We start from the raw sequence: 20,717 nt of genomic DNA, 5'->3' as shown, positions 1-20,717 counted from the left end.
AAATTCAATATATTACAAACAATTATATTAACCTAAGAGGTGGTCCCACATGTTTGAACAACTAAAAGCTTATTTATAAGTGATACTCTGCTCTAGTTAAGCTACCTTATTTTGTTGTGGTAGCTGGTCATAGTAAAACTCATCTGGAGTCATTTTGTCCAGACTCGAATGAGGTCGTTTCAAATTATAAAATTCAAAATATGCGTTTAATTGCTTCTTCGCATCCAAAACATTGCTGTAGGCTTTGAGATACACCTCTTCATATTTAACGCTCCGCCATAATCGTTCAACCATCACATTATCAACCCATCGACCTTTACCATCCATACTGATTTGAATGCCATTTGATTTCAATACATCAATAAATGCATCACTGGTAAACTGACTGCCTTGGTCTGTATTAAATATTTCAGGTCGACCATATTTTTCAATAGCTTCATTTAATGTTTCTATGCAAAATGTAACCTCCATACTAATCGATACTCTATGCGCAAGTACCTTGCGGCTATGCCAATCAATCACAGCACATAAATAAACAAAGCCTTTTGCCATAGGGATATACGTTATATCCGTAGACCACACTTGATTACTGCGCTGAATAGCCAATCCTTTGAGCAGATATGGATATTTGCGGTGAGCTTGATTAGCCTGGCTTAAATTTGGTTTGCAATATAACGCATTAATGCCCATTTTCTTCATTAAAGTACGTGTATGACGTCGTCCTATATGATGTCCTTGACGATTCAACAAATCACGCATCATCCGGCTACCTGCAAAAGGGTATTGCATATGTAACTCATCCATACACCGCATTAGCTTCAGATCTGATGCACTCACAGGTTTTGGGCGATAGTAATAACAACCACGGGAGACTTTCAGCAGCTGAGCTTGCTTAGATACTGAAATCTGAAGTGAGTCATCGATTAACTTTTGTGGTTGAAGCGGCCCAGTTTCTTCAACACACCTTCTAAAAAATCAATTTCTAATGCCTGCTCACCGATTTTTGCATGTAGTTTTTTTAGATCGATGGGTGGTTCTGTTGGAGCTTTTGATTGATCGAAAGCTTGCGAGGAAGCTGAAATCAGTTGATTTTTCCAGTCGATAATTTGGTTTTGATGAACATCAAATTCAGCACTCAATTCAGCAAGTGTTTTTTCTGCTTTAATCGCAGCAAGTGCTACCTTAGCTTTAAAATCATTTGAATGATTTCTTCTTGGTCTACGTGCCATAAAATACTCCATATATTGATGTTTATAACATCATTTGGGGAGCAAAATATCACTTATAAGTGTTGTTCAAATTTCCTGATCCACCTCTCTATGTTTTTATGAGTAATCCCTCCTAACCTCTCTTTAAAAAGGGAGGAACCCCGCGAATTCAAAACCTCAACAAAATTCGCGTAAAGTCCCCCCTTTCCCAAAGGTGAGAAACTACTTTTCGCAAGAGAGGGATTCCAATCTCTGTTTCGCAATCCAATAAATCTGATCCACCACAGCATCAGTTTCAGTCAAAATCTGCCTATTATCAAACCTCAGCACGTTCAACCCCAACTGCGCCAAAGCTTGATCCCTCGCCCGATCAGCCTCCAGCCCTTCTGCTGTGTAATGCTGCCCACCATCACACTCAATCACCAAATTTGCAGAAGGACAATAAAAATCGACGATAAAATTGAGAATCGGCTTCTGTCTATAAAACTGTAGCCCTAAAATCTGTTTACGTCTTAATCTCTGCCATAATAGTTGTTCAGCATCAGTCATATTATTACGTAAATCACGAGATGGCTGGGCAGAGTAAAACTTGAAGTGCGACATAAACCACCTAATTAATTTAAAGGGTTTATGGAGTATATAAAATTGTCATACCATCATCTTAACTTTGAAGATCGTACTGCATTAATGCTTGAGTCAAGAAAAGAAGGCTTTTCAGCCAGAAAATTTGCTGAACTTATTAAAAGACATCCTAGTACGATCTATCGTGAGCTTAAAAGAAATAGCATCAATGACGTTTATCAAGCTCGATATGCTTCTGATAACACTTTTGCTAGACGTAGACGTGGTCACAGAAAACTCAAAATCGATTCAATCCTCTGGAAATTTATTGTTGAAGCGATCCGTTGTTTATGGTCTCCTCAGCAAATAGCAAAGCGTTTAAAGACATTTCCTGATTTGGATCAAACAATGAATGTAAGCCATACAACGATTTATTCAACGATACGCGCATTACCCAAGGGTGAGTTGAAAAAAGACTTATTATCCTGTCTGCGTCATGAAAATAAAAAGCGAAAAGCTAACGGTGAACCTAAAAAAGATTCTATATTACAGGATATTAAAACTATTCATGAGCGCCCAGCCGAAGTTCAAGAAAGAAAAATACCGGGTCATTGGGAAGCTGATTTAATTAAAGGTAAAGACAATAAAAGTTCGATAGCAACACTTATTGAACGAAATACACGGCTCTGTATCTTGGCAACATTACCTGATGCAAAGGCAGAATCAGTGCGCAAGGCTTTAACTGAAGCTCTGAAATATTTACCTGCAGAACTGCGTAAAACGTTGACCTATGACCGTGGACGCGAGATGGCAGAACATAAAATACTTGAAGAAGATTTAGGCATAGATGTATATTTCTGTGACCCACATTCACCCTGGCAAAAAGGCACATGCGAAAATATGAATGGTTTAATTAGGCAATATTTACCTAAAGGGATTGATTTAAATCAGGCAGATCAGCATTATTTAAATCAAGTTGCCATGTCACTGAATACTCGTCCTAGAAAAGCGTTAGATTGGCTTACACCATTAGAGAAATTTGCTCAGCTTGTTGATTATCATAAGACTTTTCAAACTGTCGCACCTCATGTTTGAATTCGCCCTGTTTTAAGTTTTTATTATACGGTTGCATCACGGCACTCTTAATTTTCATATCTTCTTATAATAACCTTGGCATAATATCTAACAGAAAATGACAATGCACTAAACATCATCATGAACAGTACTCAACTCTTTCTAGGCGTGATCTTTAGCTCAATTGGTTTAGGCTATTTTTTGTATGGAAAAAAGTAAAAAATGACTGTGCCTTTTATTGTAGGTTTAGTTTTAATGGTTTTCCCTTATTTTATTGAGAGTAATTTCCTACTGAGTGGCACTGGTATTGTGTTATCTATCATTCCTTATTTTTTACGTTTTTAATATCATTCAAAATCAAGCTGTTCTAATTGAATCTCCACCACATTCCAGTGATGCATCATCTCCCGCAGTACAATAAAGTAAACCAAACTAGAGAAACCTTCATCAGCCACCTTAGACACATAGTATTCCCTGCGCTCAATAAATGTATTAAAAGCACTTTCAAGTTGCACACGGTCAATTTGCTGCTGATCTGAGAAAAATAATGCTAAAACCTTTTGGAATAATACATCTGAAGTCATGGCGGTCTTAGGTTGGACATACTTCATCTGAACGGATTCTAACAGCTCCTCAATCACATAAATCATCGACTCAATCGCAAGTTCATCCAGTAACCCATGACGCATACTGTTTGACTGTATAAAGCTTAAACCGTGGTCTAACCGAATATGCTGTCCATCCATTTCAAATGAAAGTCGATCTACGCCTAATGAAAATTTGAGTACAGCATTCAGATCAGTCATTACATCAATCCTCTAAAATCAAACCACACAACCCCAGTGCATTTATACATAACAATAATCATCAGGCCAAAATGCAATCGCGCCATCTTAGTTTGATAAGATAGCGCGATTAAAACTGAAGGTCAGCCGTATTCAGTTAGTTTGCTTGAGTCTTCGGTAAAAAGAAGGTCGCTAAACCGAGTAAAGGCAATAACGCACACACGCCAAATACCCATTCAATGCCGTTGACGTCAGCCAAATATCCTAAGCCTGCTGCGGCGATACCACTTACACCGAACATTAAACCAAACATTAACCCTGCAATCATGCCAACTCGTCCCGGAACAGCCTCTTGTGCATAGACCACCATGGCAGCAAAGGCAGAGGAAAGTACTAAACCTGTGATAATCGACAGTACAGTCGTCCAAAATAGATTGGCATGCGGCATCATCAACGCAAACGGCGCCATGCCGACAAAAGACACCCAAATCACCGCTTTACGCCCAATTCGATCTCCAATCGGCCCACCAGCAAATGTACCCAGAGCCACCGCAGCCAAAAAGGCAAAGAGATGTAACTGCGCACTTTGTAAACTGAGGTGAAACTTGTGCATTAAATAAAAAGTGAAATAGTTACTGATGCTGGCGATGTAAGTAAATTTAGCAAACATCAACACGCAAATGGTCGACAGCGCGATGACGAGTTGACGCCCATGCAGTTTGCTTTGCACTTGATGCGCTTTGGCAGCCAATTGTTTTTTACTGTGACTGATGCTCCAACGGCTGACACCGAACAGAACCCAAATCGCAAGTAAAGCAAATACAATCAACCATGCCACGGCATGCTGCCCAAAAGGCACAATAATCAGCGCGGCCAATAAAGGCCCAATCGCTGTACCTGTATTGCCACCGACCTGAAAGGTCGATTGTGCTGTGCCAAAGCGCCCACCCGAAGCCATACGTGCTACACGTGAGGCTTCAGGGTGAAAGGTCGAAGATCCTACACCAATCAATGCCGAGGCCATGAGCAGTACAATAAAATTTGGTGAAAATGCCAACAGCAAAATGCCGCTAAAAGTCACCACCATACCGAGTGGGAGCAGATAAGGTTTCGGATGTTTGTCGGTATAGAGTCCAATCCAAGGTTGCAGTAGCGATGCCGTAATTTGATAGACCAATGAAATCAGTCCGACTTGCGCAAAGCTTAAGGAAAAATTGGTTTTCAGCATTGGATAAATGGCTGGCAAAACGGCTTGAATCAAGTCATTCAGTAGATGCGCAACCGCCACCGCTCCCACCACTTTTATAATCATACCTTGCGGTTGCTCATTGATTGTAGCTTCGCCCATACCCTCTTTCATTTGAATTGAAGACGACATCCCTCGCAAACTCCATGTATTTTTCATCAAGCATTGATTGTAAATTGTCATTCACAAGACTATCTTCCAATAATCATTGTATAACTGACAATTTAAACCACACATGCCAAACTCTCTGATTCAAACCGAAATGTCCGAATTGGTGATTGGACTCTCTTCTGAGCATACCTATCGAGAGATTACCCCTGCGCATACGCATTCACGGGCGCAGTTTCTGTATGCTTCGGCAGGGATGATTCAAGTGTTCACCCCGAATCATGTCTGGATCGTGCCGCCGATGTGTGCACTTTGGATTCCGACCCATGTTGAGCACAGTGTGATTTCATTAAGCCGAGTTAAACTCAATACCGCATTGGTTCAAGCAGATGCAGCTGCACTGCTGGGGCAACATTGTTTTATTATTCGGGTCAGTAAGTTATTGCATGAACTGCTCATTCGGCTCAATGCGATTGAACACATTCCACCCTCCGAGCTGATCAGCTCTGATGAACTGTCTCGATCTTTACAGATTTTAATTTTTGATGAAATTCATAAAGCCAATCTGTTGCCCATTCAAATTCCGTGGCCACAAGACAAACGCTTAATGAATATTTGCCAAGCACTATTAAGTACGCCCGATCAGTTAAAAGATTTAAGCACATGGGCCGATGAAATTGGCACCAGCTCCAGAACCTTGATGCGCATGTTTCAAAAGGAAACGGGGCTGTCTTATCGCGCATGGGTTCAGCAAATGCATATTGCCCATGCCTTAAGTAAAATTGCCAGTGGTGAATCTGTCGCGCAGATTGCAAGATCTCTTGGCTATAGCAATCCGAGTGCATTTAGTGCCATGTTTAAACGTCATTTGGGGCAGACCCCACAACAGTTTAAATATAAAGATGAATAAAATGACACTCGCGACTAAGCACTCAGGCGATCGACAAATAAAATACCATTTAGATGATCGATTTCATGTTGCACAATGCGTGCAGGAAAACCTTCAAAAGTACTTTCCATTACCTCACCAGTCAAAGTGTGATACAACACCTTAATGCTTTGCGCACGCTGTACCTGACCACGCTCATTCGGTACGCTTAAACAGCCTTCTTCACCTAAGGTCGTTGCTTGCGAAAACTCTAAAATTTCAGGATTGACCATCACCACGGCGTCCATTTCAGGTGCATCGGGATAGCGTAAATTTGGCCGTGAAGCCACAATAATGACCCGCTTTGAAATATAGACTTGTGGTGCGGCAATGCCCACACCGCTCCGCTCTAACATGGTCGCAATCATGGCAGAAGCCAACTGCATGAGCCAGTCGCTATTAAATTCTGCATCTGCGACGCGAGCAGCTTTGAGTCTTAAAATATCTTCACCACGTTGCGCAACAGGTAAAATGACACTCATACACAAATCCTAATTTTTATACCTATTTATTCTTTTTATATCATAAGCTTTTTATCTCGCCTGCGTTATAAATTTACGTTGACCGTCAAATCAACTATGTTGATTCATGTATAATTTTTAGTTCAAACCCAGTAAAGAAAGATTGATTATTCATTCAAAAAAGACTTCTTTAAAATCAAATATAAACCTTTATTTAGCTTTGGAAATATACGCATGGATGCAACACCACGTTTGACCAGAGAAGACAAACGTACCCTTGGGCTGTCATCACTCGGTGGTGCACTTGAGTTCTATGACTTTGTTATTTATGTTTTTTACGCCAAAATTATTTCTGAGCTGTTCTTTCCCGCAGGGCTCAGCCCATTTTGGGCTATGCTGAATACTTACGGTATTTTTGCCGCAGGTTACTTCTTCCGTCCACTTGGCGGTGTAGTCATGGCGCACTTTGGCGACCTCATCGGGCGCAAGCGTCTATTTAGCTTATCTATTTTGCTCATGGCTTTGCCTACCCTCATGATCGGGGTTATGCCGACCTTTGAAACGATTGGTTATGCCGCACCTTTACTCTTACTCCTTATGCGGGTGGTACAAGGCATTGCAATTGGTGGAGAAATTCCAGCGGCATGGACCTTTGTTTCTGAACATGTCCCATCTGAAAAAATTGGTTTTGCCAATGGCTTACTTACGGCTGGTTTGTCACTCGGCATTTTGCTCGGTGCTTTAATGTCACTGTTCATTTCTCTTCAGTTTAATGAAGCCGCTATACATGATTGGGCATGGCGCATTCCCTTTATTGTGGGCGGTATTTTTGGCTTAGTGGCCTTGTATTTACGCAGTTATTTGAAAGAAACACCCGTATTCAAAGCCATGCAAGCACGTAAAGAGCTGTCTAAAGAAATGCCGGTGAAACAAGTCTTCGCCAACCATAAAACCGCCGTGGTGATTGGTATGCTCTTGACTTGGTTCTTAACTGCTTGTGTGGTAGTCCTGATTTTAGCCATGCCAAACTTACTGACGGGTGCCTTTGGCTTTGAACGTAGCGATGCTTTTCAAATGCAAAGTGCTGCGATCATCATGCAAATGCTGGGATGTATACTCGCTGGGACATTGGCAGATCGTTTTGGTGCAGCCAAGGTCTTGATTTTTGGCTCGCTCGGTGTCGCCGCTATCGCAACCATTTTCTATCACAGTTTAGGTGCGGTCAGTCCAACTACGGTGTTTGCACTGTATATGCTTTTGGGATTCTTTTCAGGCACGGTAGGGCTTGTGTCCTATAGCATGGTCAAAATGTTCCCTGCTCCAATCCGCTTTTCGGGCATTTCGTTTTCCTACAATGTCGCCTATGCTATTGCAGGAGGCATCACACTGCCTTTGGTTCAATGGCTCAGTCTCTATAGCAACATTGGCGCGATGTATTATATTTGGCTGGTCTGTTTGATTTGCTTCTTCACAGCTTTGGTTTATCGAGCTCAGTTCGAGATGAAGCACTAAAATGATAAAACCCTTCAATCGAAGGGTTTCTTTTTATGCAACATACTTTGAAAACATGAGGTCAAAGCCTTTAGCTTAAAGTTTCTGCATGCAAATTTTGGCGCAGTTCATCTTCCACAATATCAAGCTCGATTTGGCTAAACTTACGGATTTCACCTTCAGCATGTTTTTCTAACATACCGCCAATTAATGGCACTTTCACTTTTACCGTCCATTCCAGTTGAAAGTGAATCTGCTCATCATTACCCGATACACTACGTTGGCACACGGCTTCTAAAGGTAAGTTGGGGTCTAAACGAACTTCCGAGCTCAATACAACTAAATTGCTGACGTCGGTACGTTGTAAGCGAAAGGCATCTTTTAAAAATTTCTTCGCAATATCTGGAATATTGACATCCAAATTATACGCGCGCTTGAGGGTATAAATATCGCCGACTTTATTCGACTCCAAAATTTCCAACTTCTCACCGGGAATACGACGACAAACATTTTCATGTAAGCTGATATTGGCTGCGAGTCGACGGAAGTCATCCAATGAAACACCTTTGATGGTGGCATTGACTACAAACTGATGTGCCATAGCATTAAATCCTTTATTTTTTGTTTTTGTAAACATCCATGCCCTGATCAGGACTGAAAACTGGATCTCGTCATCCTGTAGAAAGGTCAAATATAGACGATGCTCCAGCACCGACTATACCGTGATCTAGATTTCAATGTGTGCCATTCTGTATGACAATATCATCTGCAATATGAATAAAAACCACGCGCTCAAAACAGGCCAAGCGAATATCAAAATGCTCGGCCCCATCATCCAGCCCTGTGACCGCCCAACTTGCACTACTGGGTAAGTCATCCAGCCAAGTGGCCTGATAAAAATCCGCAACCGAAGCAAAGTCCAAATATTGCTGTGGACTTCCCTTTAACCGTTCAATGACCGACTCAAATTGAGCCAATTGTATTTGTTTAAAGTCAATCAACACTGCCTAGCCTAAACACTTTTCAGCTGTTGTTTATGGCGTACCTGTGTCCATTGCCACCATCCAAAAGCCGCCAAGCCAACAAAGCCTGCATATAAAGCCGCGGTTAGGAACAAATCTTTATAGATAAACATACCGACATAAACAATATCGACAAATACCCACAGCACCCATGTCGCAATATGTTTACGACTGGTCCAATAAGTCGCCAACAGACTAAACGCTGCGAGCTGCGCATCCAATAGCGGTACAGCAGCATCGGTCAAATACTTTAAGCTCAAACCAAATACTGCACCAGCCGCAGCGGCAAGTAGCATTTGCAAAATCACTTGCCGAGCTGTAATCGGTTCAATCCGAATCTCATGATCTTGTTGTTTACCTTTGAGCCAGTGATAAAAACCGTAAAAGTTCACCACTACAAAGAAAAACTGCAAAATGGTTTCGCCATACAACTTATAGGTATAAAACAAATAGGCATATAACAAGAAAGCAGCGAAGTTAAACCACCAACACCACATATTGCGCTTAATGGTCAACGTCACCCCAATTAAGCTAATGATGACTGCAAATATTTCAAGGCTAGACATGGTTCAACTGGTATTCAAAGAAGTGCTGCTATTATGAAAAAAAACTCAATAAAGGCAAGACAATTCCGCTCAATCTAAACGTCGTTTTTTTCGGTGAATCGGATCAAACTGTCGAGTCACAGAATGAATACGCATAAGTTTTGACAGTTTTCTAACAATCGTTTAAAAACTTATAAAACGATGCAGGAATAATCAAAATGTCAGAACAACAAGGTCGTGTCAGTCGCGAAGTTCGCGGTTCGTTATTTTTAATTGGTTTAGATCGCGCAGCCAAGCGCAATGCTTTCGATAGTCATATGATTCATGACTTATCACTGGCCCTTACCGAATATGAGGATGATCCTTCACTGCGCTGTGCTGTAATTTTTGCGCACGGAGAACATTTTACTGCTGGGCTTGATTTGGTTGAGTTGCAACCCAAACTCACTGCAGGCGTTTTCGACTTTCCCGCGACACAAATTAACCCTTGGGGCACCAGCTCCAGACCTCGTACCAAACCCGTGGTTGTGGCAGTCCAAGGCTTTTGCTTTACCGCGGGAATTGAACTGATGCTCAATGCCGATGTGGTTATTGCCGATGCCAATACACAATTTGCCCAAATGGAAGTACAGCGCGGTATTTTACCCTTTGGCGGTGCAACGGTTCGCTTTGTACAAGCGGCGGGTTGGAACAAAGCTATGCGCTATCTACTCACAGGTGACAGCTTCAATGCACAAGTAGCTCTCGACCTCAATTTAATTACCGAGGTCGTAGAAGCATCCACGCCAAATGCTGCATTAGAGCGAGCATTGAGCCTTGCAGAATCAATTGCACAAGCTGCACCACTTGCCGTTCAAGCCACGCTGGCTTCTGCACAACAAGCCGTACAACACGGCGCAGACTATGCCTTTGCACATTTACAAGAGCACCTCAGCCCACTACTCAAAACCCAAGATGTCCAAGAAGGTGTCATGGCGATGCTACAACGCCGCCCTGCTCAGTTTAAAGGACAGTAAAGCCCAAAAGTCTGGAACCGACTTTAGTATTTAACAAAAAAGAAGAAACGATAATGCAAGGCACAGCCCATTTAGATTCGCCCCAAATTGAGAAACAAACTGTAAAATTTTCAGCAACCGATGGTTATATACTTGTTGGTACACGTTATCGCTCATCTGAGCCGATCAAAGCCAACATCATTGTTGCCAGTGCAACAGGTGTACCACAGCAGTTCTATCGTCGCTTTGCCGAGTATGCAGTAGCGCTAGGTTTTCAAGTCCTAACTTTTGATTATCGTGGTGTGGGGCTTTCTGCACCGAAGCAACTCAAAGGTTTTAGCATGTCCTATTTGGACTGGGGGCAGCTAGACTTGTCGGCTGCCATTGACTCTATCCACAAAGATGACAAACCTATTTTTGTGGTTGGACACTCTTATGGAGGCCAAGCACTCGGTTTAATCCACAACCATGACCAAGTCACTGCGATGTATTGCTTTGGCACAGGTGCGGGTTGGCATGGCTATATGCCGTTTCGGGAGAAAATGAAAGTACATGTCATGTGGAATCTTATTTTCCCGCCGATGGTTGCACTAAAGGGCTATCTGCCTTGGAGCCTGCTGAAAATGGGTACCGATTTACCTGTGGATGTCTACACACAGTGGCGAAAATGGTGTAAAAATCCGACCTACTTTTTTGCAGATCCAGAGCAGCGACACTTACTGGAACAGTATGCACAGGTCAAAACTCCAATCTATGCTGTTTCAGCACTGGATGATGACTGGGCTTTACCAAACTCAAGGCATGCATTTATGCAGCATTATCGGCATGCGAACATGCATTATCTCAATATTGAAGCCAATGACTATGGCTTGAAAGAAATTGGGCACATGGGATATTTCCGCCAAGGGGCCGAAGCCATCTGGGAAGATATGCTGAACACTTTCGATGGCTATTTATCATTACCAACCATTACGGAACGTTAAAACTCTATGCGCCCACAAAAACTGAGTAAAGAACAAATCCAGTTGCATTGCATGCAAACCTTTAAAACCCATGGTTATGCAGGCACCAGTATGGATTTACTGGCAAAGTCTTGTGGGCTCAGTAAAGCAGCATTTTATTATTATTATTCCAATAAAGAAGCTTTGGTTTTAGATATTTTGCAAATCAGCCAGCAATACTTAAACCATAAATTGTTCAGTATTTTGAATGATACGCACTTAGAGTATTGCGTTCGCTTTGAACACTTGCACCAGCAATCTGTCAGCTTTTTTAGTGCGGGTGTTCAAGGCTGCTTAGTCGGGATGCTGTCATTGGAAATCCCGCATTTATCTGAACAAATTCATCTCAAAATTCAGTCTATTTTTCAAGATTGGGAATTGGCGTTGTTCCACTACTTTCAGCAGGTCATGCCCATTGCTCAAGCTGAGGCACTGGCTAAAATCAGTGTTGCCGATTATGAGGGGGCAATTTTAATGACACGCTTAAAACAGGATGACTTCTATCTAACTCATGTTGCAGAGCGAATTCTTAAGCAGTTATCCATAGCTGTGATGGACGCTGAAGAGGCTTAAGCGAAGAGATCAATCCCGAGTACGATAGCTTTTTTTATGCTCGCGTCCACTGCGGTCAATATGCGTATAAAACATGCCATAACGACTTACATAGTATTCAAGCGACTGATCATAGAAATTCCAAAAAATAGACCATTCATTTAAATCCATTTTTCGGATTTGTGTCTGGGTTTTCGCAGGCATTTTGACCAATAAGGTGCTTTGCATTAACGTTGCATCTTCTTCGACCGTGAGCAATATCGCTTGATCTAGAAATAGAGTCGCCACGTCATCGAACAGCTCTTGTTCATAAGCATCAACTTCAATAACACGCTCAACCTGAGGTGCTCTATTGGTATGCGTTGCCATTTGCACAGATGCTGCTTCAGATTCAACCGCTTTTTTTTGTCGCTTCAGAAAACGTTGCTTTTTTTGAATTTTGATTCCAATAATAGATGTCGCAACCAAAGCAATGAGTATGCAAATCATCAGTAAAAATGTCGCCATGCTCTGCTCTCGTAACCAATATTCCCTTTTAAAATACAGCATTATCGCTCAAATAAACACCAAATTAATTAAAACAGACTACGTATGAACTCAAATGCTCAATTCGATGACTTGTAATTGGGTATTGATTCTCAGACCAATTCAAGTGATTCAACACATATTCGCACAAACGTGAAAGGCATCACAATATGTGATTTTTCACTCACAAAATCACTATAAAAAATAATTAACTTAGTGCGATTGAACAACAAAGTTACATCCGTACTAACAGTAATTCAATTTAATAAATACAGTCGCTAGCATGAAATAGCTGTTTCTATAGCTCTAAGAAGAAAAGATGATACGGGCAGCCCAACTTCAGGACATTCCTGAAATTTTAAATGTCGTGCACGACAGTATTCGATCATGTATCAAAGACCACCATCGCCATGAAAGTACGATTCAAATTTGGCTAGAAAATAAAACCCAATCCAACCTGATTATGTGGATGCACTATAACGACAGCTGGGTCTATGTACTCAATCAGCACGTAGTGGGTTTTATTATGGTCAGTGATCAAGGTCGTATTTTACTCAATTATATTTCATCCGCTGAACAACAGCGCGGCATTGGAAAAGCTTTATTAGAAACTGTTATTGAACATCTTAAACGTAAAAAAATTCACCAAATGAGTTTAGAAAGCACCCAAACGGCATGCTCTTTTTATCAAAAACATGGCTTTCAAATCCATGTCCAAGACATTCCAAATCCCAAAATGGTGACCATGGTTAAACTCTTATCCTAAGTTTTATTAACAGAAGTATGACTCAACTAAATTCACTCATTTTCATAGGATTCATTGGGCATTTTCATCTGATCACGGCCCACTTCTTTGGCTTGATACAGTTTTAAATCGGCCGCTTTCATAAGGTCATGAATATTGGCATAAATCGTTTCATGATCCATCCACGACACCCCCATACTCAAAGTTACATAATCTTTGCCATCTAGGCGGTTATGATGCTCAAAGCGCGCACTACGCACTGCATCTAAAACGGTTTGCATAATCTGACTAATAATCGCAATTGGGACATTATATAAAACAATGGCAAACTCTTCCCCACCATAGCGTGCTAAGTAGGCATTATGTGGCAGTACTGCACCAATCACTTTGACCAGATTTTGCAGAACTTCATCGCCCTTTAGGTGCCCATAGAAATCATTATAATTTTTGGGTGGTGTTTTAAAAAGTATGCTGACATTAAATGAAGCCATTATTGATGTAAAAGAAGGTTAAGTCGAAGGCTTTAAAATGGTTTTCAAGCTTTTTGGAGAAATTGCAACTTCTTCTAAAACCACGCCTTATTCGATGCCTTATTTTGCAATTATTACCTTCAATTCCTACAGTAAACAACTTACCAATACTTTGCTTGCAGTTTTTAAAAGCAGTGATGAAACTGTCCCAATGATCACTTGCAATTCGGGTGTAGTGAATACCTAATTGTTTAAGCTTTGTCTTCAACCTTTGGACTGTAGCTAAATCTCTCTTACCCCAAACATAAGCAACAATCTCACCTGTTTTTCGATGGTAGGCGTAAATAAGCCATTGTTTATTATTTTTATTTCCAACAAAAGTCCAGAATTCATCTACTTCGAGAGATTCATAATGACTTTGTTTAGGCTGAATTTGATAGGCCGATTCAGTTAAAGTCCGTAAGACTTTACCGATACTAATGCGCTCAACTTCAGCGATATCTCGTATACCGCTGCCTCTGACCATTAACTGTAATATTTTACGAGTAATGCCAGAATTACATCCTAGATAGCTCAGAGCATGGTCACCAATAAACTGACGTTTGCAGTCTTTGCATTGGTAGTTTTGTTTCCCATCTACTTTGATGCCATTTTTCTTTATACTGTCACTGAGGCAGGTTGGACATTTGATTTCTAGAGTTATTTGCATTTCTCTATTTTATCAAAATTCAACCTGCTTTTTTTTAGCATACTTTTTGATACACCACCTTTCATTTAAGTCATGTAATTGAGAGGTGCGCTGTTGCACTTTTTGCTCTAAAGAATCATTCAATTCAATTAAATTATTATTTAAACGTTCGGTATGGTAAGTCTGATAAGCATAGTTACGTGATTGTCGGAACATCACCAAAAGTGCATACAGACTGGTAGAGATAAAAGAGAGATGAATCGAATCAATCACATGTAGCGTTAGTAAAAAGTCATGAATGACCGATATACACAGCAATACCACGGCGTATAAATTGATTTTCGAATATTTTTGTTTGGTCTTTAAAGTAAGGTAAAAACCATAGGCAAAATTAAGCAAAATAACAATACTGAAAAATGCGCTATAAAAAGCCAGCTGCTCAAAAACAACTTGCTCGGATAACAAGGTAATGACGATATTCAAGGTCAAAACCAAAATGGAAACGGTATAAATCCAACGCTGTAAATAGTACTGATTGAGCAAATACATATAGCTCAAAAAAAACATGACCGCTAAATAGATAAATAAATATTCTAAACGTATGCCCCACAACCAGTTGATATCTAGGAAGGTCGTATAAGCATATGGCGCAGTAAAAAGATTATGTAAGGCAAGAAATAAAATAAAAATACCAAAAACAAAAATACTTTTACTATTCCGTTCATCTGAACCACGGAACATCGAGAACATGGTGGTGAACATTCCTACACCAAACACCACGCCACAGATCATGGCGATACTCATCATCAGTTGCTGATAATGTCGATTAATCGTTTTAGCAATGCCAATATGCATGGGGCTTTCAAGGCCGCCGCGTAAATTGTTAAAGTTTGAGGCTTGTATACTTAAAGTAAAATAGGGGCTGTCAGGGACAAAATAAGCAATCCGCGGTGCATTTTCTGTTTGCTGTGCTCCCGCATTATCCGCGACATCCCCTAAACGAACTAAAAAATCGCCATTGAGATAAACCCGATAAGCACAATTTTGATTGGGGATATGAATGGCTAGCCTTCGGCCAATAAATTCATCCGGAATTTTGAAATGACCGATAAAAGTCCCATACCCAGTATTACTGCCTGTAAGTTTTTGAAATGAAATTGGCAATTCTGTAGTTTTAGAAGGAAGTTGATGATTAGGCTGAGAAATCAGCTCTTGGTCATAATAAGACCATGTACCTTTTAAATAACTGGTGGTTTGTTCGGTGAATTGAATGTCATTGACATTTTTTTGATGCAAATAATACTGCGTGGGCTCAGCTTCATATTGTGCCCACGTCGAAGGTATCAAACTTAAAACCAGCAAACAGCCTAAAATAAGCACAAACAAAGACTGTTTGCTCAATGAGCTATACAAAAGCGACTCTTCCCTTAAATACGCTCTGCCTAGTAATTAATCTACAAATGTTTTTCTTAAAAACCAAGTGTTTTTACAAATGAATCAAATACATCCTTGTAATTGACTCTTTTATTTATCACTATTTTTGATTAATCACGTGTTTTTACATCATACAATTCAATTTCAAAAATCAAATTTGAATTGGCAGGAATAATATTGCCCATTTTACGCTCACCATAAGCCAAATGTGATGGCACGATGAGTTTACGTTTACCACCCACTTTCATGCCCATAATCCCTTGGTCCCAACCTTTAATGACACGGCCTGTCCCAATCACGGTTTCAAAGTAGTTTCCACGGTCTAAAGATGAGTCAAACTTGGTGCCATCTTCTAACCAGCCCGTATAATGCGTAGTGATTAAAGCACCTTTGACTGCTTCTTTACCTTCACCGACAACCAAATCAATAATTTCTAATTCTGCGCTCATGTTCTCGCTCCAACCTGTTCAATCAATAAATCTAGTTAAACTGCTTGTTTATTGCAATTGCGTCCACTCAATAATGGCTTGTGCATGGTCACCAATTAAGGTCCACTCACCATCCATTACATTTAACTGAAGTTGCATAGTCCGCTCACACAGGGCTTGAACCGCTTCAGTACTTGCAGTCGACAACTGCCAAATTTCAACATTGTTCAATGTCTTCAACTTACTGTTGCGCTTATACCATTCATCGACCGCTGTGCCATAAGTGACAATCGCCACTTGCTTACAACGTGCACTGGCTTTTTTCACTTTATCTTCGTCTGGGCTGCCCACTTCAATCCATTTCACCAACTGACCCGTTAGGTCTTTTTCCCACAGCGCAGGCTCATTGGTTTCAAATAAATCTTTGGTAAACTCTAAAGCTTCATCCGCAAAACGTGCAAATGCCAACAAACGCACCATCAAACGCTCAATGGTTTCTGAAGGATGCAATGCCAAAGTCAGTTGATAGTCCCCATATTGGTGGACATCCATATTGGCAATATTCAAATCTGCCTTATAAATTGTAGCTTTAAGCGCCATACATACCATCCTCAAATTTGCCGACTAGCATATAAGATTTCGGCTTTTTTTGCTTAAAACAATTTAAGTCATTGCTCTATGCGACATTCAAAAAGTGCGCTTTCAAAATCCATCCAATCTCTTTCATTTTGAACAATCAATTCAACTCGATTATCAATTCCTTCCTCGACATCTTGATAGTTAAATTGTTCAGGATTGAAATTAAATACCTTCCACCCCTGATTGGTATGGAAAATTCCTTTAATCCGTCGCCAATCTTGCTGTTCGCAAAGCAAATCGAGTAAATCGTAAAAGTCAAAAACCCAACGCTTCGGCATTTTCCAACCTGCAACACTATAACCTTGCGCCGTTTCTACATAGTGATACGGCAACTGTTTAATCTCGGGAAAATCTTGTTGAGTCGCTTTCAACTGTTGCTGAATGTTCAGTAAAGGCTGCTTGAATCGTTTTGTTCCGATGTACTCAAAATCGATTTGCGCAAGCTCAATCTTGCCCTGCTCTGCCATCAGCCACTGCTGAGCATAAGGCTGATATTCGGTTTGCAGTTTTTCAAGAGCATCTTGATCTGTTTTTTGCATATGAGCTTGATGCGAAACCACCACAATCTGCGCCGCTTTCAATTGATCCTGATAGAGATTTTGTGCTGTCCATGCATGATCATGTAAACGCGAACCATCCAGCACGGTGATCGGAGCACGCATGTGCAGGGTCGAGTGCCAATGTGGCTCGGTCAGTTGCTCCAGTAACTGTGCTGGATGTCCCAAGCCTGTGGGTTCAATAAACAGCCGATCAGGCTTTTGTTCTGAAAGCAAACGAGACAGTGCTATTTGCATCGGTAGTTGGCTGCTACAACATAAACAACCACCGAGTAATTCTTTTACCGCATAGCCTTCCGTTTGTGGCATGAGCTGTTGATCTACGCCAATTTGCCCAAACTCATTCATCAGTACCGCCCAAACTTCATGTTCCGGTTTCTGACCTAACAAATGCATGAGCAAAGTAGTTTTACCCGCGCCAAGAAAGCCTGAAATAATATGCGTAGGAACCGCCTGCGGCATCGACATCAGTTTCAAAATTTTATACCTAGCATGGAATATGATAAAAACAACACAATAAAATAAGCCATCATCTTAATTTAAATCACCAATTTTCTCATCTCAAATCCATGGCATCGAACACTCAGCATTCAATTGGCTGACATTCCATTCATCGATACCCCTATTGGACAAACTTCCTTACATTTTACTCAAAACTGAAATTAGGGTTTCGCACTTAATTCGCATGCTTTGTACAGTTTATGTGAGTTTTCAAACATCTATATTGATCATTAATTCTTCATTCCCTCTCAATCTATTCACAAAAAACTTCTACTTGTTACTTAAAGCTTACTATTTTTTCATCATCTGTAGTTTTAGGTAATGTGCACTTTTCACATTGTTGCTTCGATTGAACCGCAGATATTCAGGCGATAGCATGAAGCTCAGTTCAAATTGATGTGATGATCAGTCTGAACTATTTTTATCTATAAAATATAAGGATGCCAAAACCATGAAACTTTCACACTTAATTATTGCAACATCTTTAACAGCTGCGAGCTTTGCAACTTTTGCTGCACCTCAACAAGCACCAGCTCAAGAAGACAAAGTTGTGGTATCAACCCAAGAAACAGCTGAAACTACAGACTTAAGTGCAAATGCACCAGCTTCGGAAGCATCAGCAGAGCAACCGAATCAAGAAAAAGCCGCTAAATAATTGAAATATTGAGAGATCCAGTGGCTTTACTCTCCTGCTGGATCGCAACAACTTTTTAGCGTCACTTGAAACCAAGATATATCCTATCTTGGTTTCTTTTTATTTATGCGCATGGACTATAGAAATTCGAGATCAACAGGTGTAGAACGCCAAATTAGCGTAGTTTTCCCATATAAGCTTCTATTCAAAACATAAACGTCAGACATTAAAAAAGATCCCCTGTGTAGGAGATCTTTTTTTAAAACTTAACTATGCGATGCTTTTTTATAAATACTGCACGAAGGATGATGGTTCTCTTGTAAGCGCGCGACCTTACGTTGTTCTGCCGCTTCAAAACGGCAACGCTTCCAGTCATTGTCCAAATTCAATGCAGGAATTTGTTTTGGCTTACCATTTTCATCTACCGCAACCATGGTGAAGTAACAGCTATTGGTATGGCGTACTGTACGCTTTTGAATATTTTGTGCTTCAACACGAATACCAATTTCCATCGAAGTACGACCGACATGGTTCACGCTTGCCAAGAAAGTCACTAACTCGCCCACATGAATCGGCTCTTTAAAATTAACTTTATCAACAGATAGGGTCACCACATAACTTCCTGAAAAACGACTTGCACACGCATATGCCACTTGGTCTAACAATTTCAAAATGGTGCCACCATGCACATTTCCTGAAAAATTCGCCATATCAGGTGTCATTAAGACCGACATAGTGAGTTCAGACTGGTCATCCGCAGCCGCAGCAATTTGATCTAATGGGGACATCGCGTTCTCTAATTGGTAAGATAATAGGATATGTGACATTTATTATATCGGTTTTGAACGCTAAATTTGGTAACAAAACCATCATTATTATTTATAGTGATTTGACTATCATTCAAAAAAATATATATAAAGAATACTAAGCTTTTGAATCTATAGGCCTTCTTTAAATTTTAATTTATTCAAAAACATTGTCGCTGTGATATTTTCACAGCATATAAATGGCTTTTAGCCTGATTGGCTGTATTTCGAGTTATAGAAACACATACTAGTCCAGTCCATTCAGGCTTTTATTTTGAAATCACGCGTGATCAATGCGTTCGTGCTTGAATACTTTGAATATTCAATTTCTGCTTATAATTTTTCTGCGCAAAAACTTTTTGAATCTGTCCTAACTGCGCAACGGTTGCATCGACCCCAGCTTGCATGGTCAACTCACGGCCGCTGACATCAAAAATATGTACTTTCTCACGCAAGTCTGGCTGAATCACAATATCTGCATTTTTCAACTCTATTTGCGCAAGGTTCTTTTGCATAATATTGATATTTTGGTTAAACAGCCCCCAGACATTTGAGGTTTCGGTATACATCGGCTGCGCCAAAATATCGACCGCGATAATAATATCTGCCCCTAACTTACGTGCCACATCAACAGGTACAGGGCTGACTAAACCACCATCTACATATTCATCAGTACCAATCTTGGTGGGAATAAACATACTCGGGATCGATACCGATGCTCGAACTGCTTGACCAGTATTGCCATAGTTAAAGACGACTTTTTTACCTTCTTTTAACTGCGTCGCCACTACATACATCGGGATAGGTAAGCGTTGAAGTGGCATATCGCTCACTTGTTCATTAACATAATCTTCAACTTTTTGACCATCAAAGAAACCTTTCATGTCCAAACGAATATCGCGTACATCATTGGCTTTCATATTCAGCGCAATATCACGAATTTGATTGGCATTTTTACCACTTGCATACAGTGAGCCGACGATACTGCCGGCACTAGTGCCGACGATAAAGTCGGGACGAATCCCCGACTGCTCTAAAACTTGAATTGCGCCAATATGCGCATAACCACGTGCACCACCACTCCCCAACACCAAGGCAATAATTGGACGATTTTGTTCTTTTTTGAGCTGTTTAAAATTGATCTGGTTAAGTCGCTCTTGAGCTTCTCCTGAGTCAGTTTCGGCTAAAAAAGCCTGATTTGGCGTTTCTTGAGCCACTTTGGGCATGCTTTGACAGCCTGCTAAAGCGAGCAATGTAAACGACATAAGGCTAAGTTTAATGTTCAACATGATTCACCGAGGTTGAGATGGCGC

Annotated in this window: 25 protein-coding genes and 1 pseudogene; 9 read left to right on the top strand and 17 right to left on the bottom strand. The window is 40.6% G+C overall.

Features of this window, described 5'->3' with window-relative positions; all coding sequences use genetic code 11:
• Positions 1 to 96: 96 nt before the first annotated feature.
• Both AC4CUX_RS12515 and AC4CUX_RS12510 read right to left on the bottom strand, forming a co-directional pair.
• Positions 97 to 1,229 (bottom strand): IS3 family transposase gene (locus AC4CUX_RS12515; RefSeq protein ID WP_223235881.1). Its coding sequence is split into 2 segments (ribosomal slippage): positions 97 to 977 and positions 977 to 1,229, totalling 1,134 coding nucleotides; the frame shifts between segments, so codons are not numbered across the junction.
• 201 nt (positions 1,230 to 1,430) lie between these two features.
• On the bottom strand, positions 1,431 to 1,811 hold the full coding sequence (locus AC4CUX_RS12510; RefSeq protein WP_490792446.1) for an endonuclease domain-containing protein: 381 nt from the start codon (positions 1,809 to 1,811) through the stop codon (positions 1,431 to 1,433).
• Between the two features lie 27 nt (positions 1,812 to 1,838).
• Here AC4CUX_RS12510 and AC4CUX_RS12505 point away from each other — a divergent pair, with 27 nt between their 5' ends.
• Positions 1,839 to 2,864, top strand: coding sequence for an IS30-like element ISAba125 family transposase (locus tag AC4CUX_RS12505; RefSeq protein WP_010326927.1), 1,026 nt, complete (start codon positions 1,839 to 1,841; stop codon positions 2,862 to 2,864).
• 120 nt (positions 2,865 to 2,984) lie between these two features.
• Positions 2,985 to 3,188: pseudogene (locus tag AC4CUX_RS12500) on the top strand (amino acid transport protein).
• A 2-nt stretch (positions 3,189 to 3,190) separates the two neighbouring features.
• Here the strand turns inward: AC4CUX_RS12500 and AC4CUX_RS12495 are convergent.
• Entirely contained in the window at positions 3,191 to 3,649 is a 459-nt protein-coding gene (locus AC4CUX_RS12495) for a hypothetical protein (RefSeq protein WP_005399890.1), read from the bottom strand.
• A 136-nt stretch (positions 3,650 to 3,785) separates the two neighbouring features.
• The gene (locus AC4CUX_RS12490) at positions 3,786 to 5,006 is read right to left on the bottom strand and encodes an MFS transporter (protein WP_005399891.1); all 1,221 of its coding nucleotides are present in this window, start codon (positions 5,004 to 5,006) and stop codon (positions 3,786 to 3,788) included.
• 103 nt (positions 5,007 to 5,109) lie between these two features.
• Here AC4CUX_RS12490 and AC4CUX_RS12485 point away from each other — a divergent pair, with 103 nt between their 5' ends.
• Positions 5,110 to 5,892, top strand: a complete 783-nt coding sequence (locus tag AC4CUX_RS12485; RefSeq protein WP_005399892.1) for an AraC family transcriptional regulator — start codon at positions 5,110 to 5,112, stop codon at positions 5,890 to 5,892.
• 14 nt (positions 5,893 to 5,906) lie between these two features.
• On the opposite strand, the gene def is transcribed toward AC4CUX_RS12485, so the two are convergent.
• Complete coding sequence (def, locus tag AC4CUX_RS12480) at positions 5,907 to 6,392, bottom strand: peptide deformylase (protein ID WP_004694417.1); 486 nt, start codon at positions 6,390 to 6,392, stop codon at positions 5,907 to 5,909.
• A 213-nt stretch (positions 6,393 to 6,605) separates the two neighbouring features.
• On the opposite strand from def, the gene AC4CUX_RS12475 reads away from it, so the two are divergent.
• On the top strand, positions 6,606 to 7,883 hold the full coding sequence (locus AC4CUX_RS12475; RefSeq protein WP_005399893.1) for an MFS transporter: 1,278 nt from the start codon (positions 6,606 to 6,608) through the stop codon (positions 7,881 to 7,883).
• A 70-nt stretch (positions 7,884 to 7,953) separates the two neighbouring features.
• Here AC4CUX_RS12475 and AC4CUX_RS12470 read toward each other — a convergent pair whose 3' ends face one another.
• The 3 genes from AC4CUX_RS12470 to pnuC all read right to left on the bottom strand — a co-directional run bounded on the left by AC4CUX_RS12470 (position 7,954) and on the right by pnuC (position 9,450).
• Complete coding sequence (locus tag AC4CUX_RS12470; protein ID WP_183174019.1) at positions 7,954 to 8,463, bottom strand: DUF2505 family protein; 510 nt, start codon at positions 8,461 to 8,463, stop codon at positions 7,954 to 7,956.
• A gap of 133 nt (positions 8,464 to 8,596) precedes the next feature.
• Positions 8,597 to 8,866 (bottom strand): hypothetical protein, encoded by a 270-nt coding sequence (locus tag AC4CUX_RS12465; protein WP_005399895.1) that lies wholly within the window; start codon positions 8,864 to 8,866, stop codon positions 8,597 to 8,599.
• 8 nt (positions 8,867 to 8,874) lie between these two features.
• Positions 8,875 to 9,450: a nicotinamide riboside transporter PnuC gene (pnuC, locus tag AC4CUX_RS12460; RefSeq protein WP_005399896.1), complete on the bottom strand. Its 576-nt coding sequence runs from the start codon at positions 9,448 to 9,450 to the stop codon at positions 8,875 to 8,877.
• 197 nt (positions 9,451 to 9,647) lie between these two features.
• Here pnuC and AC4CUX_RS12455 point away from each other — a divergent pair, with 197 nt between their 5' ends.
• Genes AC4CUX_RS12455 through AC4CUX_RS12445 form a run of 3 tightly spaced genes read left to right on the top strand, consistent with a single transcriptional unit; the run spans position 9,648 to position 11,998 of the window.
• On the top strand, positions 9,648 to 10,445 hold the full coding sequence (locus AC4CUX_RS12455) for a crotonase/enoyl-CoA hydratase family protein (RefSeq protein WP_201950730.1): 798 nt from the start codon (positions 9,648 to 9,650) through the stop codon (positions 10,443 to 10,445).
• Positions 10,446 to 10,498: 53 nt separating this feature from the next.
• Positions 10,499 to 11,407, top strand: coding sequence for an alpha/beta hydrolase family protein (locus tag AC4CUX_RS12450; protein WP_201950729.1), 909 nt, complete (start codon positions 10,499 to 10,501; stop codon positions 11,405 to 11,407).
• Positions 11,408 to 11,413: 6 nt separating this feature from the next.
• Positions 11,414 to 11,998, top strand: a complete 585-nt coding sequence (locus AC4CUX_RS12445) for a TetR/AcrR family transcriptional regulator (RefSeq protein ID WP_201950727.1) — start codon at positions 11,414 to 11,416, stop codon at positions 11,996 to 11,998.
• Positions 11,999 to 12,007: 9 nt separating this feature from the next.
• Here the strand turns inward: AC4CUX_RS12445 and AC4CUX_RS12440 are convergent, their stop codons facing one another.
• Positions 12,008 to 12,484, bottom strand: a complete 477-nt coding sequence (locus AC4CUX_RS12440) for a hypothetical protein (RefSeq protein WP_201950724.1) — start codon at positions 12,482 to 12,484, stop codon at positions 12,008 to 12,010.
• A 337-nt stretch (positions 12,485 to 12,821) separates the two neighbouring features.
• On the opposite strand from AC4CUX_RS12440, the gene AC4CUX_RS12435 reads away from it, so the two are divergent.
• A complete protein-coding gene (locus AC4CUX_RS12435) occupies positions 12,822 to 13,268 on the top strand; it encodes a GNAT family N-acetyltransferase (protein ID WP_005399900.1) in 447 nt (148 codons plus the stop codon).
• A gap of 32 nt (positions 13,269 to 13,300) precedes the next feature.
• Here AC4CUX_RS12435 and AC4CUX_RS12430 read toward each other — a convergent pair whose 3' ends face one another.
• The 6 genes from AC4CUX_RS12430 to AC4CUX_RS12405 form a co-directional block, all read right to left on the bottom strand.
• Complete coding sequence (locus tag AC4CUX_RS12430; RefSeq protein ID WP_490792445.1) at positions 13,301 to 13,738, bottom strand: GGDEF domain-containing protein; 438 nt, start codon at positions 13,736 to 13,738, stop codon at positions 13,301 to 13,303.
• Positions 13,725 to 14,426 carry an IS1 family transposase gene (locus AC4CUX_RS12425; protein WP_490792262.1) on the bottom strand — a complete coding sequence of 234 codons (702 nt, stop codon included), beginning with the start codon at positions 14,424 to 14,426 and terminating at the stop codon, positions 13,725 to 13,727. The genes AC4CUX_RS12430 and AC4CUX_RS12425 overlap by 14 nt, the downstream gene beginning before the upstream one ends.
• Positions 14,427 to 14,438: 12 nt before the next feature.
• Entirely contained in the window at positions 14,439 to 15,785 is a 1,347-nt protein-coding gene (locus AC4CUX_RS12420) for a 7TM diverse intracellular signaling domain-containing protein (RefSeq protein ID WP_490792628.1), read from the bottom strand.
• Positions 15,786 to 15,949: 164 nt separating this feature from the next.
• Complete coding sequence (locus AC4CUX_RS12415; protein ID WP_004981094.1) at positions 15,950 to 16,288, bottom strand: FKBP-type peptidyl-prolyl cis-trans isomerase; 339 nt, start codon at positions 16,286 to 16,288, stop codon at positions 15,950 to 15,952.
• 48 nt (positions 16,289 to 16,336) lie between these two features.
• The gene (locus AC4CUX_RS12410) at positions 16,337 to 16,867 is read right to left on the bottom strand and encodes a YaeQ family protein (protein WP_004981095.1); all 531 of its coding nucleotides are present in this window, start codon (positions 16,865 to 16,867) and stop codon (positions 16,337 to 16,339) included.
• A gap of 68 nt (positions 16,868 to 16,935) precedes the next feature.
• Positions 16,936 to 17,940: a CobW family GTP-binding protein gene (locus AC4CUX_RS12405; protein ID WP_490792444.1), complete on the bottom strand. Its 1,005-nt coding sequence runs from the start codon at positions 17,938 to 17,940 to the stop codon at positions 16,936 to 16,938.
• 475 nt (positions 17,941 to 18,415) lie between these two features.
• Between AC4CUX_RS12405 and AC4CUX_RS12400 the strand changes: the two genes are divergently transcribed.
• Complete coding sequence (locus AC4CUX_RS12400) at positions 18,416 to 18,619, top strand: hypothetical protein (protein WP_004694446.1); 204 nt, start codon at positions 18,416 to 18,418, stop codon at positions 18,617 to 18,619.
• Between the two features lie 245 nt (positions 18,620 to 18,864).
• Here the strand turns inward: AC4CUX_RS12400 and AC4CUX_RS12395 are convergent, their stop codons facing one another.
• Positions 18,865 to 19,386, bottom strand: coding sequence for an acyl-CoA thioesterase (locus tag AC4CUX_RS12395; protein WP_004694449.1), 522 nt, complete (start codon positions 19,384 to 19,386; stop codon positions 18,865 to 18,867).
• Positions 19,387 to 19,694: 308 nt separating this feature from the next.
• A complete protein-coding gene (locus AC4CUX_RS12390) occupies positions 19,695 to 20,693 on the bottom strand; it encodes a patatin-like phospholipase family protein (RefSeq protein ID WP_490792443.1) in 999 nt (332 codons plus the stop codon).
• Between the last annotated feature and the right edge of the window lie 24 nt (positions 20,694 to 20,717).

This window comes from Acinetobacter sp. 231_lipA (assembly GCF_058243005.1).
The sequence above is the reverse complement of the archived record's forward strand: the minus strand, read 5'-3'. Positions and strand labels throughout refer to the sequence as shown.